At 48.4% G+C, this 14,666-nt stretch carries 15 protein-coding genes; 12 read left to right on the forward strand and 3 right to left on the reverse strand.

What is annotated here, in order from left to right:
• Window positions 1–38: 38 nt before the first annotated feature.
• From AC3RCL_RS14085 to AC3RCL_RS14110, 6 genes are all read left to right on the forward strand, one after another.
• Window positions 39–746, forward strand: a complete 708-nt coding sequence (locus AC3RCL_RS14085) for a metal ABC transporter ATP-binding protein (protein WP_015735668.1) — start codon at window positions 39–41, stop codon at window positions 744–746.
• Window positions 692–1,558, forward strand: a complete 867-nt coding sequence (locus tag AC3RCL_RS14090; protein WP_036660704.1) for a metal ABC transporter permease — start codon at window positions 692–694, stop codon at window positions 1,556–1,558. The genes AC3RCL_RS14085 and AC3RCL_RS14090 overlap by 55 nt, the downstream gene beginning before the upstream one ends.
• Window positions 1,545–2,768: a metal ABC transporter substrate-binding protein gene (locus AC3RCL_RS14095; protein WP_036660703.1), complete on the forward strand. Its 1,224-nt coding sequence runs from the start codon at window positions 1,545–1,547 to the stop codon at window positions 2,766–2,768. The genes AC3RCL_RS14090 and AC3RCL_RS14095 overlap by 14 nt, the downstream gene beginning before the upstream one ends.
• Before the next feature lie 29 nt (window positions 2,769–2,797).
• Window positions 2,798–3,067, forward strand: coding sequence for a 30S ribosomal protein S14 (gene rpsN / locus AC3RCL_RS14100; RefSeq protein ID WP_036660701.1), 270 nt, complete (start codon window positions 2,798–2,800; stop codon window positions 3,065–3,067).
• Between the two features lie 178 nt (window positions 3,068–3,245).
• Window positions 3,246–4,034, forward strand: coding sequence for an oxalate:formate antiporter (locus AC3RCL_RS14105; RefSeq protein ID WP_036660699.1), 789 nt, complete (start codon window positions 3,246–3,248; stop codon window positions 4,032–4,034).
• An 80-nt stretch (window positions 4,035–4,114) separates the two neighbouring features.
• Entirely contained in the window at window positions 4,115–4,645 is a 531-nt protein-coding gene (locus AC3RCL_RS14110; RefSeq protein WP_015735663.1) for a GNAT family N-acetyltransferase, read from the forward strand.
• Window positions 4,646–4,745: 100 nt separating this feature from the next.
• On the opposite strand, the gene AC3RCL_RS14115 is transcribed toward AC3RCL_RS14110, so the two are convergent.
• On the reverse strand, window positions 4,746–5,765 hold the full coding sequence (locus AC3RCL_RS14115; RefSeq protein ID WP_041622202.1) for an alpha/beta fold hydrolase: 1,020 nt from the start codon (window positions 5,763–5,765) through the stop codon (window positions 4,746–4,748).
• Window positions 5,766–5,908: 143 nt separating this feature from the next.
• Here AC3RCL_RS14115 and AC3RCL_RS14120 point away from each other — a divergent pair, with 143 nt between their 5' ends.
• On the forward strand, window positions 5,909–6,889 hold the full coding sequence (locus tag AC3RCL_RS14120) for a LysR family transcriptional regulator (RefSeq protein ID WP_492535874.1): 981 nt from the start codon (window positions 5,909–5,911) through the stop codon (window positions 6,887–6,889).
• Window positions 6,890–7,050: 161 nt separating this feature from the next.
• On the forward strand, window positions 7,051–8,244 hold the full coding sequence (locus AC3RCL_RS14125) for a transposase (RefSeq protein WP_487717185.1): 1,194 nt from the start codon (window positions 7,051–7,053) through the stop codon (window positions 8,242–8,244).
• A gap of 120 nt (window positions 8,245–8,364) precedes the next feature.
• Here the strand turns inward: AC3RCL_RS14125 and AC3RCL_RS14130 are convergent, their stop codons facing one another.
• Window positions 8,365–10,059, reverse strand: coding sequence for an ATP-binding response regulator (locus AC3RCL_RS14130; protein ID WP_492535876.1), 1,695 nt, complete (start codon window positions 10,057–10,059; stop codon window positions 8,365–8,367).
• Window positions 10,056–11,516, reverse strand: coding sequence for a sensor histidine kinase (locus AC3RCL_RS14135; RefSeq protein WP_492535878.1), 1,461 nt, complete (start codon window positions 11,514–11,516; stop codon window positions 10,056–10,058). The genes AC3RCL_RS14130 and AC3RCL_RS14135 overlap by 4 nt, the downstream gene beginning before the upstream one ends.
• A gap of 268 nt (window positions 11,517–11,784) precedes the next feature.
• On the opposite strand from AC3RCL_RS14135, the gene AC3RCL_RS14140 reads away from it, so the two are divergent.
• The 4 genes from AC3RCL_RS14140 (at window position 11,785) to AC3RCL_RS14155 (ending at window position 14,536) form a co-directional block, all read left to right on the forward strand.
• A complete protein-coding gene (locus AC3RCL_RS14140) occupies window positions 11,785–12,600 on the forward strand; it encodes a family 43 glycosylhydrolase (protein ID WP_492535880.1) in 816 nt (271 codons plus the stop codon).
• Window positions 12,597–13,217: a beta-xylosidase family glycoside hydrolase gene (locus AC3RCL_RS14145; protein ID WP_492535882.1), complete on the forward strand. Its 621-nt coding sequence runs from the start codon at window positions 12,597–12,599 to the stop codon at window positions 13,215–13,217. The genes AC3RCL_RS14140 and AC3RCL_RS14145 overlap by 4 nt, the downstream gene beginning before the upstream one ends.
• Before the next feature lie 587 nt (window positions 13,218–13,804).
• On the forward strand, window positions 13,805–14,125 hold the full coding sequence (locus AC3RCL_RS14150) for a PadR family transcriptional regulator (protein ID WP_015735658.1): 321 nt from the start codon (window positions 13,805–13,807) through the stop codon (window positions 14,123–14,125).
• A gap of 69 nt (window positions 14,126–14,194) precedes the next feature.
• Window positions 14,195–14,536, forward strand: coding sequence for a DUF1048 domain-containing protein (locus tag AC3RCL_RS14155; protein WP_192571685.1), 342 nt, complete (start codon window positions 14,195–14,197; stop codon window positions 14,534–14,536).
• Window positions 14,537–14,666: the final 130 nt, after the last annotated feature.

Genomic DNA, 14,666 nt, shown 5'->3' on the forward strand with positions numbered 1-14,666 from the left:
AACAGTTTTTCTGTCACAAGGAAGGAAGAGATGGGGATATGTTATTGTCTTCCATGCGCGACGTTATGTTTGGATACGGGGATCAAGCTGTCGTTGAGAATTTGTCGCTCGACATTCATTTGGGACAATTCATCGGTATATCCGGTCCAAATGGCGCCGCAAAATCAACTTTGCTGAAATTGATGCTTGGTTTGATAAAGCCCTGGAGCGGGTCCATCGTTTTTAAGCGAGTATTGGAGGACGGATCCAGGTTATCTGTTGGATATGTTCCGCAGCAAGTGGCCTCGTTCAACGCTGGCTTTCCCAGTAAAGTGATTGAGCTTGTACGATCGGGCCGCTACGGACGACTCGGATTGTTCAAGCGTTTCACATCCGCAGATTATGAGATCGTTGAGCGAAGCCTGAAGGAAGTGGGGATGTGGGAATATCGTCATCGGAGGATCGGCGAGTTATCGGGAGGGCAAAAGCAGCGAATATGCGTTGCCAGGGCGTTGGCCCAGGAGCCGCAGGTGTTGATTCTTGACGAGCCTACGACAGGGATGGATGTGTCGAGTCGTACGGATCTGTACCGACTATTAAACGATTATGTCAAGGACAAAGGCAACACGGTCATTATGGTCACCCATTCGCTTGATGAAATCGGTCCATATCTGGACCAGGTCGTCCACTTGGAGCGAAAGGAGAATGAGGGATGGCGATGCTCAGTTACGAATTTATGCAGCGCGCGTTTTGGGCAGGAGGCCTGATCGGCGTGATCGGTCCCGTTCTGGGCGTGTTTTTAATGCTCAGGCGCCAGGTTCTCATGGCGGACACACTCTCTCATGTATCCTTGGCGGGAGTCGCATTGGGTTCTTTTTTGAAACTGAATCCCGCACTCAGCGGTTTTGCAATGGCTATGATCGGGGCACTTGTGATTGAACAGCTTAGAAGAGTGTATCGTACATACACCGAGGTTCCGGTTGCCATTATTATGACCTCTGGGCTTGCTCTATCGGTGGTCCTGATGAGCTTGAATCAAAATCTGAGCAAGAGCTTCAGCTCCTATTTGTTCGGATCGATTGTTGCGGTTAGCGATACGCAGCTTCGGCTTATTGCGGTGGTAGCAGCAGTAGGGATCATCTTTTTTGTTGGTTTGCGCCGGCCGCTTTATAACTTTGCTTTTGATGAGGAGACCGCTTCGGTATCCGGTATGCGTGTCTCTCTCCTGTCTTTTTTATTCGCCGTGTTTACGGGAATGACGGTTGCCGCCGCCATGCCGGTAGTCGGCGTGCTGTTGGTTTCGGCGTTAATTGTGCTGCCGGCCTCGATCGCACTGCGGATGGCAACAGGTTTTTTAGCAGCCATGGGGATCGCCGTCTTTGTTGGGTTGAGCGGTGTTTTTTCGGGCCTTGCTGCTTCATACTATCTCAATACGCCGCCAGGAGGTACCATTGCCCTGATTCTGTTAGGATTTCTAATCTTGGCCGTTATCTTTCAAAAATTGCTTCGGTTACAAAATCGAAGATCGATACAAAAAATAAATAGAAATAGGAGTCATAAGAATTATGAAGAGATTTAAGCGAGTATTAACCCTACTATCCCTATCCGCAGTATTGGCTATTGCAGGCTGCGGCTCGGGTAAACCGACGGTTTCTCATGATGGAAACGGGTCTTCCGCCAGTAACCAGACGTCTGATGCTTCCACAACGGAAACTACAAAGCTGAAAGTTAAAACCAGCTTCTACCCCATGTATGAATTTACTAAACAGGTAGCGGGCGATCTGGCAGATGTGGAGAATTTAATTCCTCCGGGTATTGAAGCGCATGATTGGGAGCCGACACCCCAGGACATGGCGGGGATTTCCGATGCCGATGTGCTGGTGTATAATGGCGCCGGCATGGAAGGCTGGGTCGATCAGGTTCTGGAGAGCATCCAGGGCACCGGGGTATCGGCAATTGAGGCCAGTAAGGGAATAGAGATCATGGAAGGTACCGGTCATTCTCATGGCCATGGTGAAGAGGGGGATCACGGCCACGATGAGCATGCCCATGATCATGGTGAAGAGGGGGATCAGAGCCACGATGAGCATGCCCATGATCATGGTGAAGAGGGCGATCACAGCCACGATGAGCATGCCCATGATCATGGTGAAGAGGGCGATCACAGCCATGATGAGCATGCCCATGATCATGAAGAGGGCGATCACAGCCATGATGAGCACGCCCATGATCATGAGGAAGAGGGGCATCACCATGACCACGGTGGACTGGATCCGCATGTATGGCTCTCGCCGGCCATGGCTGTCAAACAAGTGCGCAACATCGAGGCAGGTTTGGCCGAAGCTGCTCCGGAACATCAAGAGGCATTCAAAGCAAACGCAGATGCTTATGTTAGTAAACTGGAGGCATTGGACAAAGAGTTTCGAGACGGACTGAAAAATACCAAACGAAAAGACTTCATTACGCAGCATGCTGCGTTCGGGTATCTAGCCAGAGAATACGGTTTGACTCAAGTGCCGATTGCAGGCTTGTCTCCGGACCAAGAGCCCTCGGCTGCTCAAATGGCTAAAGTGATCGAATTTGCCAAGGAGCACAATGTAAAAACGATATTCTTTGAAACGCTTGTGTCGTCAAACGTTGCAGAGACGATAGCCTCTGAGATCGGCGCTTCGACTTCCGTACTTAATCCGATCGAAGGATTAACCGAGGAAGATATCGCGGATAACCTTGATTACATTGCCATTATGCGTCAAAACCTCGACGCTTTAACAAAGGCTTTGAATGAATAATCACGAATAGGAAGGGAGGCGTGTTCCAAGTGGCGAAAAAATCGAAAGTCGTGAAAGAACGGAAAAGACAAGAGATGGTTGCTAAATACGCGCAGAAGCGTAAGGAACTGAAAGAGAAGGGCGACTACGCAGCGCTCCAAAAACTGCCCCACGACTCTTCGGCGACCAGGCTTCATCATCGCTGTGCGGTCAGCGGCCGGCCAAGAGGTTATATCAGTAAATTTGGCGTTTCACGCATTGTTTTTCGGGAGTTGGCCCATAAGGGGCAAATTCCTGGTATAACGAAGTCCAGCTGGTAACTACCTTGTCAACTTCTATTGTTGGACGACAAGAACAGATAAACATGGATAAGCCGCATAAACTGCGGCTTTTTTCATATTTCGCAAATTGGATTTCATTTGATTGACACGCGTATTGCTTCAATGTTACTTTTTAATAATACCCATTTTATGGGTCATCATTTAAGGAGTGTTTTGTATGAGATTACCCGTGCATGAACGATTCATTGAACAGGCAATAACGCATTTTCGCCAAGATCAACGATTTGCAGGTTTGCTCGCAGGCGGTTCTATGGTGCACGGCGCTATGGATGAGTACAGTGATTTAGATTTAATTCTGGTTTATCGTAATGAATTCCGAAGTGAGATCATGGATCAACGGCTTCAAATTGCGGAAGGGCTGGGTAACCTGCTGTCGGCATTCACCGGGGAGCATGTTGGTGAGCCTCGTTTGGTTATTTGCCTATACGGCCCCGATCCGCTTCATGTCGACCTCAAATTTGTACAGCCGCAAGAGCTCGAATCTCGAATCGAAGACCCGAGAATTCTATGGGAGAGAGGTTCTGACATTACAACGATACTGAACAAAACGACGTTGTCTTTTCCTAACCCTGATCCGCAATGGATTGAAGACCGCTTTTGGGTATGGGTTCATTACGGTGCAACAAAACTAGGGAGAGGCGAGTTGTTTGAAGTAATAGATCTTTTAACATTTATGCGAAGCGCAGTCTTGGGGCCGCTCGTTCTCATGCGTAACGGCCAGCAACCGCGAGGGGTTCGAAAATTAGAGAAATACGGTGTCCAGGAATTAGAGGAGCTTAAAGGAACGATTTCCCTCCACAACTTGGATAGTTGCTACCAGGCTTTAAAAAATACGATAGCGTTGTACCAAAGCTTACGCCAGGCATCGGAAATTGTAACCAAAACGGAAGCAGAACGCATCTCTATCGAGTTTCTTGACCATGTCTATTCAGCCAAACTTCAATAAAAAAGGTCGGACGACAAGAAAGGTAAATTCATTTTACTAGGAGTACTATATATAAAATTTAACAGATGGGATATGGTGTAATGTCGAACGCCGTTGAGTTGGTGAAACCTTCAGCTGCATATAAGAGGGAGTATCTGTCTTTTTACGAAGATTGGATGTCGGATGAACAGGATATTACCCCGTGGGTAGTGAGGAAAGATCCAGCTGATTTTGATTCCATGATCGAATTTTTATATGCGGAAGATACAGAAGAGAAGCTACAGAACAAGAGCTTTGTCCCTCATTCTACGTACTGGCTTATCGACAGCTATTCAAAAAAAGTAATGGGTGCAGTCAATATTAGACACAGACTTAATGAAAAACTCTTGAATAGCGGCGGGCATATCGGTTACGGAATACGTCCGTCGGAAAGAAGAAAGGGCTATGCTTCCGTACTTTTAGCATTAACCCTTGAAATCACGAGAGATATGGGACTAAACAAAGTGCTGCTGGTTTGTGATAAAGGAAATGTGGCATCGGAAAAAACGATTCTGAAGAATGGTGGTCAGTTTGAGTCGGAGTATGTGGAGGAGAATGGGAACGTTGTAAGACGATTCTGGATATTCTTATAGACTCTTTGCATTGAGGATTTTACCCATCCTATCCGGACTGGAGGGCGAAGGATAAAAAGAGGTCGACCAGCAAGCTCTGGTGACCTCAGCTATTGATGTTCTATTCGTTAGAACGAAGCGCTAACAAGCGTTTTAAGTTATCATCTATAAATTGATTATCGGCGCTGTTGATTCCGCGTCCGGCAAAATGACCCCAGATCGACTCAATGGGTTTAAATAGAGCATGTGGTATAAGATTAGCCTCGTATTCATTGTCGTCGGCCGGGCAGAAGAGATCCGTGCTACCCGGCATGATGCAGGCAAGCGCCGAAATGCTTTTGAGCGCTTTATCGAAATCTCCGTTATAGGAGGGGTTCGCACTTATGTCTGCATGTTGACCTGTCCATAACATGGCCAGGACATTGTGCGGATCCATCTTCATAAAGCTGTCTTCCCAGACGCCCGCCATAAATTCTGCCAAAGAGTCAAAACCCATCTCACGATAAAGTTCCTCTCTATAAAACGCCTGCGATACGCCCCACCCGGCATAGACGCGTCCGACGGCGCGCATGTCTGCGGAAGTCAACTTGTTTAGTTTGCTTGAATCGAAGCCGACTGCAGCCATGAGCGGAGCCTTCATTCCTTCCAGGACCACGTACGTTTGGGGCCAAGTCTTGGCAACGCCGGCAAAAGGGGCGATTCGCTCCACCATGTCGGGATAACTCGCACCCCACTGAAATGCTTGAATGCCTCCCATGGACCACCCAACGACGAGAGCGATCTTGTGAATGCCGAATTTCTCGGTCACCAGCCGATGCTGAAATTCAACGTTGTCATAGATGGTTACCTGCGGAAAATGAGCCCGGTCGAATGGGGGGGGCGTGTTGCTGGGAGAGGAAGATAATCCGTTGCCCAACAGGTTTGGAACGATAATGAAATATTCTCGCGGATCCAATGCCATACCGTTTCCAATCAACCATTCATTCTGAGTATGCTGGTCCCCAAAGGCTGTGGGATAGATGATGACATTATCTTTCTTCTCATTCAATCGTCCATATGTCTTATAAGCAAGAAAAGCGTCCGGTAACGTCACTCCGGATTGCAAGGTTACGTCACCCAAATCAAAAATTTCATAATCCATCATATCGTTTGCTCCCTTCAAAATGAAACCATATATTTAAAGTGTAGTTCTTGTACTCAGTATAGGGTCATGGTACTCTCAATAAAAGTGAATAGAATTCAAAGCTGTATTCAATAAAATTGAAGGTAAAAGGGGCATCGTATATGGAATTACGCCAACTGATTACGTTCCGCACGGTGGCGTCCACATTAAATTTCAGTCGTGCTGCGGAAGTGCTGAGCTACGTCCCTTCCAACGTCACGATGCAAATGAAGGCATTGGAGGATGAGCTGGGGGTTCGCCTGTTTGACCGTTTGGGCAAGCAGCTCGTACTCACAACGGCGGGTAAACGCTTTTTAACACATGTCCAGAGTGTTCTTGACCAATTGGAAGAAGCTAAAACCGTCGTTCATGACAACGAGGTTCTAAGCGGCACCCTAACGATCAGTGCCAATGAGGTGATTTGCGCCTATCGGCTTCCGGCTGTCTTTCAGTTATTTCGTTCGCGCCATCCGGGCGTGCGTCTCATCTTCCGCTCCGTTCCCAATCAAGAGCTCAAACAAACACTCTTTGAAGGAAGCGCGGACGTCGTCTTTATGTTGGACGAACCCATTCGCTCAAGCGGACTTGCCGTGGAACCCTTGCTGGAAGAAACGTTCCGCTTATTCGCCGCTCCAGACCACCCGCTCGCAAAACGGACGGTGCTGCGGCTCGAAGATTTTCACGAAGAAGTGTTCTTGACGAATGAAAAGGGTTGTCCCTATCGAACCATGTTTGACCGGTCCTTTGAAAAAGAGGGCATTGACAGTATTACGTATTTAGAGTTTCAAAGTGCCGAAGCGATTAAACAATGTGCCATTTCGGGAATCGGCATTGCCTTTCTTCCAGAAATCGTAGTGGAAGCCGAAGTTGAACGAGGCGAACTGGTTGCCCTTCCATGGCAAATTCCGGATTTGCACGTGTATACACAAATGCTGTGGCATAAGGACAAGTGGCTTTCACCAATCATGATGTCGTTCATAGAAGCGGCAAGGGAGATTCTTGCTTCAGAGGAGGATAATGGGTCATGGGAAAAGGTGAAGAATGTCCTCTGCGCCGGTAAGAGGCCGCTTTTCACCTTTAATTGTACCCACCCACATTATTAAAAAAAATCCCAACATGTTGGGATTTTTTTTAATTGAGCATTTTGCATTAATCTGAGCCCTTGATACACAAGGATTTTCAAACATAAAAAAGGGACTTCACCCCAATTTGGAGAAGTTTTCAAGTGACCAAACCCAAAAACTCCGAGAGGAAGTGAAGTCACTTGTATATTCTCCAAGAAAGTCTATTTTCCTTTGAGGATCTGTTAAAAATGCAATCAAAAGATCGATTGCCCATTTTTTTTAGCGTCTTGGATCTTCGCCCTTATGCCAAGCAATTGAGAAGTCGTTCACCCCGTGGCGCTGACGGGCACTGTAGAGAAGGAATTCTTCGTGCACTTTTGGCTGCGCCGCTTGAGCATATTCAAACGTTTACTGGCTTGCATCATCGATTGGAAACAGATCTTCGATTTCGCTATCAGTGTGGACTTTCATTAGATCGCAAAGCACCGTCTATTTCTACGCTAAGCCGGGTCTTCGCCGAACTGACAAAGAAAAAATTGGCACAGCAGCTATTCGAGAATCTGGTCAACCTCTGTCAGCAAGAGGGCATCATCGACGGCAGCCACATTGCGATCGACAGCGCCGCCATCCATGCTTATGAGAAGAAGCAACCCAAGCGCAAAAGTGAGCAGACCGGCGATGCCAACTGGGGCGCAAAGTTCGATTCATTCGGCCACAAAGTCACTTGGTTCGGATACAAACTCCACCTAGCTGTTGACACGAAAAGCGAACTTCCGCTAGCACTAGAAGTCACGCCCGCACATGTCAATGACGGAGAAATGGCACCTGGTCTGATTGCGAAGGTAGCTGCCAAAACGAGCGCGAAATTCTTTATGCTCGATGCGGGCTACGATCAAATGAAAGTTTACGAAGCCGCTCGAAACGTGAAAGCGCAAGCCATCATCCCTCTGAACCCCCGAGGAGAGAAAGAACCTCCTGCCGGGATGACAGCAACCGGAACGCCATGTTGCTCGATGGGGTTCGCCATGACTTACTGGGGTGCTGACGGCGATTACTTGAAGTTCCGTTGTCCTCATGCCACGGGCAAAGTCGACTGCCCATTAGGCATGGCGGCTTGCTCGACTTCCAACTATGGTATGGTCGTCAAGGTGGATGCGAAGGACGATCTTCGGCGATACTGCAGCCCTCATCGAGATACAAAACGCTGGAAGGAGCTTTACAACAAGCGTACAAGTGTGGAACGATGCAACTCCAGAATGAAAACCTATCTTTCGGCTGATGGCATGCATGTCTGGGGCATCCAGAAAGTAACGACTCACCAGTATTTGAATGCCATCGTGCTGCTCGTATCCGCTCTTTCCATTGTTTCTAGAAAACAACAAACGGCAGCTTAAAAATTGAAACTGATGAAATTCTGCTGGTCTGCCCATTTTTAGAATCGAGTCACTTAGTAGTCTGGGGCTATTGATTTCTGCTGTCTGTTACACAAAAACGGAATTATGCAAAATGCTCAATTAAGAATGTAATGGGAGCTGCACCGGAATTTGAAAGGAAACCGTAGTGCCTTGATTCATCGTGCTCTTGATGACCAGACCGCTGCCAAAGGTTTGGAGCAGACGACGATTCGTGTTGTAGAGACCGATGCCGCCTTTTCGATGGTCGGGTGCATTCAGCAGCTGGGTAACCTGGTCGGGTTCCATGCCAAGCCCGTTATCCGTCACTTCAACGATGATAAAGTCCTCCTGCATCGCAATCCTGACCCGTATCGTACCGCCACTGGCCCTCTTCATAATGCCGTGCCGAACCGCATTCTCCAATAACGGCTGGATCGCCAGCGGCGGGATGAGGACGTTGAGATCCCAATCAACTTCCCAGGTCACGTTCAGGCGTTCCCCGTATCTTTCCGTCTCTACGTATAAATAGGCTTGGATAAGCTCAAGCTCCTGCTGCAGCGGTACCAGCCGATCCTGATTCCGATAATGGAAGCTGATCTGCAGATAGGAGCTGAAAGCCTCGCCAAGGCTTCGCATGCGATCGATATCTATTTCGCTAAGCGCCATAATCGAATTCAAGGTGTTGAATAAAAAGTGAGGGTGGATCTGTGCCTGCAAATAGGCTGCTTCCATGCGCAGGCGATCATCCACCGTATGCTTCAGCGTGATCAGGGAATGGATGCGGTATCTCAATTCTACAGGATCAACCGGCTTCGTCACATAATCATTTGCGCCGGATTGGAAGCCTGCATACACATCGGCCGATTCGCCTCGAGCCGTCAGCAGCAGTACGGGCAGCTCCGCGGCGTTAAAGCGCTCCCTTACGGTGCGGGTGAGCTCGTAGCCGGACATCTCCGGCATCATGACATCCGCTATGAGGAGATCCCACGGCTGCGAGCCGAGAAGCTCAAGCGCTTCGGCAGCGGAGGCAACGACATTCAGGTTGTACGGCTCTGTCGAAAGAATGCCGGCAAGGATGCGCAGGTTTACAGGATCGTCATCCACGGCCAGGATACTGACGGGATGCTCTTTCGACCATAACTTCGTGGGTACCTGCATAGGGGTACCGTTTGTTGCGACGTCCCAACTGACCGCCAGTTCTTTGTAGACAGCTGTGTCTACAGCGGGTACGGGAACCCGCTGCGAAGCAGAATACTCTGCGTTTGGGTCCGCAAGCGGGAGTGTGAACGCAAAAGTCGTTCCTTTCCCTAATTCCGATTCGACCGTCAGCTCGCCGTCATGCAGCTCAACGAGCTCCTTGCTGATGCTAAGCCCTAGGCCGATCCCCTTCGCGTCATTTAACCCTTGATTCCCCTGTTCGTACGGAAGAAAAATACGGTTTAGCGTCTGAGGGTCCATCCCGATCCCCGTATCCGTTACCGTGATCGTCATTTTACTGCTCTTGGTAAAGGCGGAGACGGTAACGGAGCCTTTCTCCGTGTACTTGATGGCGTTGTGAATCAGATTGAGCAAAATTTGAACGAGCCGCTTTTCATCCGCCTGTACGGCAGGAATGGTATTGGGAATATTCATCTTGAGCTGAACGGTCACGCCGTCCGTCATAAATTTTACGATATCGAATACCTCGTTCACGACGGAAACCAGGGAAACCCGGCTCGGCTGCAGCTGAATTTGCTTCTCCTGAAGACGGACGGCATCCAGCAGATCATTTAATAAATGCGACATTCGACGGCTGACCGTAATCAACAGGTTCAAATCCTCGCTGCTCTGTTTGCCGAGGGTTTCTTTCTCCGTTCAGCAAGGCTTATGGCGATATTCATGATTCCGTGCAGCGGCGTGCGCAGCTCGTGAGACGTATTGGCCAAGAACCGGTCCTTCATTTGATCCGCGAGCTTCAACTTATCGTTGAGTTTGCTGATTTGATGAAGGTTGCGGAAGTATCGCTTAAACCAATAGGCCGAAAATCCGATGATGGCCGCGAGCACGTCCACCGGATAATACACGGCGGGGAGCTCCCAATATTTATTAAGCGCCCCCCATACGGCGCTTGCCAGCACGCCGCTGGCCGACAGCAGCAGGAATATGGAATCATCCTGGCTGTTAAAGACCATTCGGGTAAACAGGAACAGCGACATCAGCATCGGCAGCAGGTAAAAGGCGCCGAACACCCGGTATTCTACGAGCCAGTGAACCCAAGACACAGGAGCGGCAAATACCACGACCGTATATAGGGCTAGAAGCGTGCTGAATGTGATAAACCACACGTTACGTTTTCGGGAGGTAAAGGTGCGGCTCAGCTTCCATATGAAATACGACAGCCACGAATAGGAGAGAAAGGTTGCTTTGACCTCCCATTCATAGTTTAAAGGCACCCATTTCAACAGGAGACTATCGTGTGATGTTACGACGGTTAAAGCGGCCGATACTAGCAGCAGGAAAAAATCGAGCAGCGACCTTTCCCGCGGATTGAATATGTATAGAATGAAGGCGTACAGTCCGTGCAGCATCAGGACGACAAACATAATCAGCTGAAGATCAACGGAAACGCCGTGCTCATCCTGGATCGCCTGGTGCGATCCCAGCTTGATCGGCTTTGCGATTCCGCCTAGGTAAGGATGCTCATAGTTCGCCACGCGTATGATCAGATCGAGCTCGCGAGCATCCCGGTCGGGAACATAATCGACAACGAAAGAGGTGCGGTTCGGCAGATAGGAGGCTTGCCCGGGCTCGCCCGTCCTTCCCATGGAAGCTACCGTTTCGCCGTTAATGTCCACGGTAGCCGCGGATTGAATCTCCTGGATCCAGAACGAGATAGGGGCCGAAAGCGGGCGATCCAGCAATATGCGAAGCCTGTATGTTCCGCTGCCAAACGAAGTTTTTGCCTTATTCGTACGATTGTTATTCCAGTCTCCAGGTACATTTACGTAGGAAAACTCATGGGACGGCTTCATTTCCTGTTCTTTAGCCAGGATGTCGGCGTAGAACTGCCACTCTCCGTCCAGATTGATGGATTTTGAGCCCAACAGATCCCAGCCTCTCAAATCGAGTATGCCATTGGAGACTTTCGGTTGATCTGCAGGAGGGGCATAGGTTTCAAGCCAGAGCCAACGGATCCCCAGTAGCATGCTCAAAAAAACGACAAATGCCGCAATATGCGGGAGTATTTTGATGATTCGAAATCGTTGGTGTTTCTTTGCGAGTATGGTGGTCACCGTTCACGTTCCTTTATAAAAGTCTTACTTCCCAATATACGCAAAAATAGGATAGCCGTACAGCACTATATGTTAGGTTGATAAGGTCTCGGACTTATATCCTTTGCCGAAAAATGATTTGTATGAATGAACTCGGAAGAGCACTCGCGGCCAGCAATGTCTCAATCATGCTAATCCATGACAGAATAATCAAGGTCCGGTCATTTCGATCTCCTTATAATTGTAGATTGGACAGTTCATAACATCATGGAATGTGAGGAGTTTGATCATGCAAGCAAGCGGAGATTTGGGAAACGGCACGTATAGAAACCCGATTTTGGCCGGTGATTATGCGGATCCAAGCGTGGTCAGAGTCGGAGACGATTATTATATGACGCACTCCAGTTTTAAGTTTGCGCCAGGGTTATTGATTTGGTACTCCAAAGACTTGGTGAACTGGGAACCCATCGCCAAAGCGTTAACCGATTATGCTGGAGATGTATGGGCGCCTGATTTGACATACTATGAAGACCGGTTTTATATCTATGCTCCCATCAATGAAGAGATCATGGTGCTGACGGCGACGCATCCACACGGACCTTGGAGTGATCCGCAAAAGGTGGGGGTGCAAGGAATTGACCCGGGACATGTCGCGGATTCCAATGGTAACCGGTATTTGTTTTTTAGCGATGGTTATATGGTAGAACTGGCTAGGGACGGTTTGTCGGCTGTGGGCACTCCGCGCAAAGTGTACGATGGCTGGCCGTTTCCGAAGGAATGGGTCGTGGAAGGAAACTTTACGGAGTCTCCCAAGCTAACGTTTCATAACGGATATTTCTATCTTACCGTGGCGCAAGGAGGAACATCGGGGCCTTCGACTAGCCATATGGTCGCTTCTTCGCGCTCCAAAGAGCCATGGGGGCCATATGAACATTCTCCCCTCAATCCGATTATTCGAACGCAAAGCCGGAATGAACGATGGTGCTCCAAAGGTCACGGCTCATTGGTTGACACCCCGGACGGCGGCTGGTGGATCGTTTATCATGCGTACGAAAAAGGGTACTACACACTCGGCAGGCAAACGCTGCTCGAACCGCTGGAATGACGGAGGACGGATGGTTCCGCGTCCCGCTTCATTGCAATACAGATGAAGCTATTCCAAAACCGCCGGGAGATGCCGTTCCGCATGGCATGACTTACGGTGAATTTCAAGAAGCGGCCGGCGGGCTGGGGTATCCGTGGAGCTGGTATCAATCCAGCAATGATATTCAATATACGCTGCAGAAGCAAGCGATAACGATCCAAGCTGCTCCCGAGCTGGCGCCCCTGGTTATGATGCCGGAAGACCATTCGTACACGGCACAGGTGGAGATTGAGCTCTCGGAAGAATCGGAAGCCCAGTTGTTATTGTTCTATAATGGATCGACGTATAGCGGATTCGGCATATCCCAAGAGGGGCTTTATGGGATTATTCGCGGCTGGGAGACGCCATCAAGGCCTTTTCCGCATCGGCGTGTCATCGTTCGTCTTGAAAATAACGAGCATGAAGTCGTCTTCTATTACAGTGCGGATGGATCGGTATGGCATAAATTTGAGCATTCATTCGAAACCTCAGGCTGGCATCATAACACATTGGGCGGATTTCTTGCATTGCGAATCGCTCTCCGGGCGAAAGGTTCCGGCGAGGTTGCGTTTAAAAACTTTATCTATCAGAAGTTGTAAATATGAAGCGACGCGCCTTTTACATGGGTGCGTCGCTTCTTCCATTGGCGAGGCGACGAGCTCCATAAATCGCGAACGCAGGATGGTCTGGTAGCCCTGCAGCTTGCTCGCGTATTCCTCAATCATGAAGTCAACAACGGAGGATACGTAATCCAGACTTGAGATCGGCAGGCTCATCATTCGGACTCTCCCTCCAAAAGCATGGCTTGCAGTGACCTGATTGTCCTTGTCATGCTATGTAAAGAATCTAAAATCAAGGATGGAGGACTAAAGTGTGAATAATTGGGGAAGCGTCAGGTTGATCCTGCTTTACAAGGAAAAAGCCAATCAAGTTGAAAAACCAGCTACCTTGTGTTACGATATACCGGTAATATGTCACACTAAATACCGAACCGCGGAATGTGGAGAATAATTTTAGTAAAACAGTTGACACTCCATCTACTCTGTAATACAATGTACCTGTAGTAAGTAATACTAAATAGTTCGATTTATAAAAGCTGTTAGGTAAAACATTCCCTTAGTACTATGTTGTACTGAATATTGGTCAGACTAAATAGAGGAGGGACGAAAAAGAGGAGGCTTTGAACATGGAAAATTTAACTGAAATGCTGAAAGGTTCGCTGGAAGGCTGCGTGCTTGAAATTATCAGCCGCCATGAAACCTATGGCTACGAGATTACCCGCCGATTGAACGAGCTTGGGTTTACCGAAGTCGTGGAAGGGACGGTCTACACCATTCTCGTGCGATTAGAGAAGAAGAAACTGGTGAACATCGAAAAAAAACCGTCAGACATGGGACCGCCCCGCAAGTTTTACACGCTTAATGAAGCGGGCCGCCAGGAACTTGAGTTGTTTTGGGAAAAGTGGGATTTTGTATCATCAAAAATCAACGTCTTGAAGTCGACGTAGCATCATAAGATATTCCGTCCGATAAATGGAGTGTCGGGTTCGGTTTTATAAAAAAGGAGGAACCATAACATGATGGAAATATTCAAAAAAATGATCGGCGATAAAAAAGAATACAAGATGATGATGGCGCGCGTTGAAGCCCTGCCAGAAGACTACCAGTATGTATTTAAGAAGATTCAAAATTACATGTGGAATTTCTCCTCAGGCAACGGGATGGATATGCTGCATATGCAGTATGAATTAATTGAGTTGTTCGAAGCCGGTGCGGCAGAAGGCAGACAAGTGCTGGAAATCACGGGGGACGACGTGGCATCCTTTGCCGACGAGCTGGTTGCTAACGCTAAAACCTATGTCACGAAGTATCGTGAAGATTTGAATCAGAGCATCATGAAACGATTGGGTAAGAAATAAATTCATTACAATAATACCGACTGATTAGCTGGTTACGCGTGTGAATTGCCACCTTCGCTATTCAGTTATATTTTTAGTCCAGTAGTAAGTAATACAGATTATCAGTCAGACTAACTAGTTGCGTTAATTT

The sequence above is a fragment of the Paenibacillus sp. MT86 genome (assembly GCF_058792535.1).

Excerpts from the sequence above, each read along its gene's own strand:
- AC3RCL_RS14085 (WP_015735668.1), top strand. The coding sequence starts at position 39 with ATGTTATTGTCTTCCATGCGCGACGTTATGTTTGGATACGGGGATCAA.
- AC3RCL_RS14090 (WP_036660704.1), top strand. The coding sequence starts at position 692 with ATGGCGATGCTCAGTTACGAATTTATGCAGCGCGCGTTTTGGGCAGGA.
- AC3RCL_RS14095 (WP_036660703.1), top strand. The coding sequence starts at position 1,545 with ATGAAGAGATTTAAGCGAGTATTAACCCTACTATCCCTATCCGCAGTA.
- AC3RCL_RS14105 (WP_036660699.1), top strand. The coding sequence starts at position 3,246 with ATGAGATTACCCGTGCATGAACGATTCATTGAACAGGCAATAACGCAT.
- AC3RCL_RS14110 (WP_015735663.1), top strand. The coding sequence starts at position 4,115 with ATGTCGAACGCCGTTGAGTTGGTGAAACCTTCAGCTGCATATAAGAGG.
- AC3RCL_RS14115 (WP_041622202.1), bottom strand. The coding sequence starts at position 5,765 with ATGGATTATGAAATTTTTGATTTGGGTGACGTAACCTTGCAATCCGGA.
- AC3RCL_RS14120 (WP_492535874.1), top strand. The coding sequence starts at position 5,909 with ATGGAATTACGCCAACTGATTACGTTCCGCACGGTGGCGTCCACATTA.
- AC3RCL_RS14140 (WP_492535880.1), top strand. The coding sequence starts at position 11,785 with ATGCAAGCAAGCGGAGATTTGGGAAACGGCACGTATAGAAACCCGATT.
- AC3RCL_RS14145 (WP_492535882.1), top strand. The coding sequence starts at position 12,597 with ATGACGGAGGACGGATGGTTCCGCGTCCCGCTTCATTGCAATACAGAT.
- AC3RCL_RS14150 (WP_015735658.1), top strand. The coding sequence starts at position 13,805 with ATGGAAAATTTAACTGAAATGCTGAAAGGTTCGCTGGAAGGCTGCGTG.
- AC3RCL_RS14155 (WP_192571685.1), top strand. The coding sequence starts at position 14,195 with ATGATGGAAATATTCAAAAAAATGATCGGCGATAAAAAAGAATACAAG.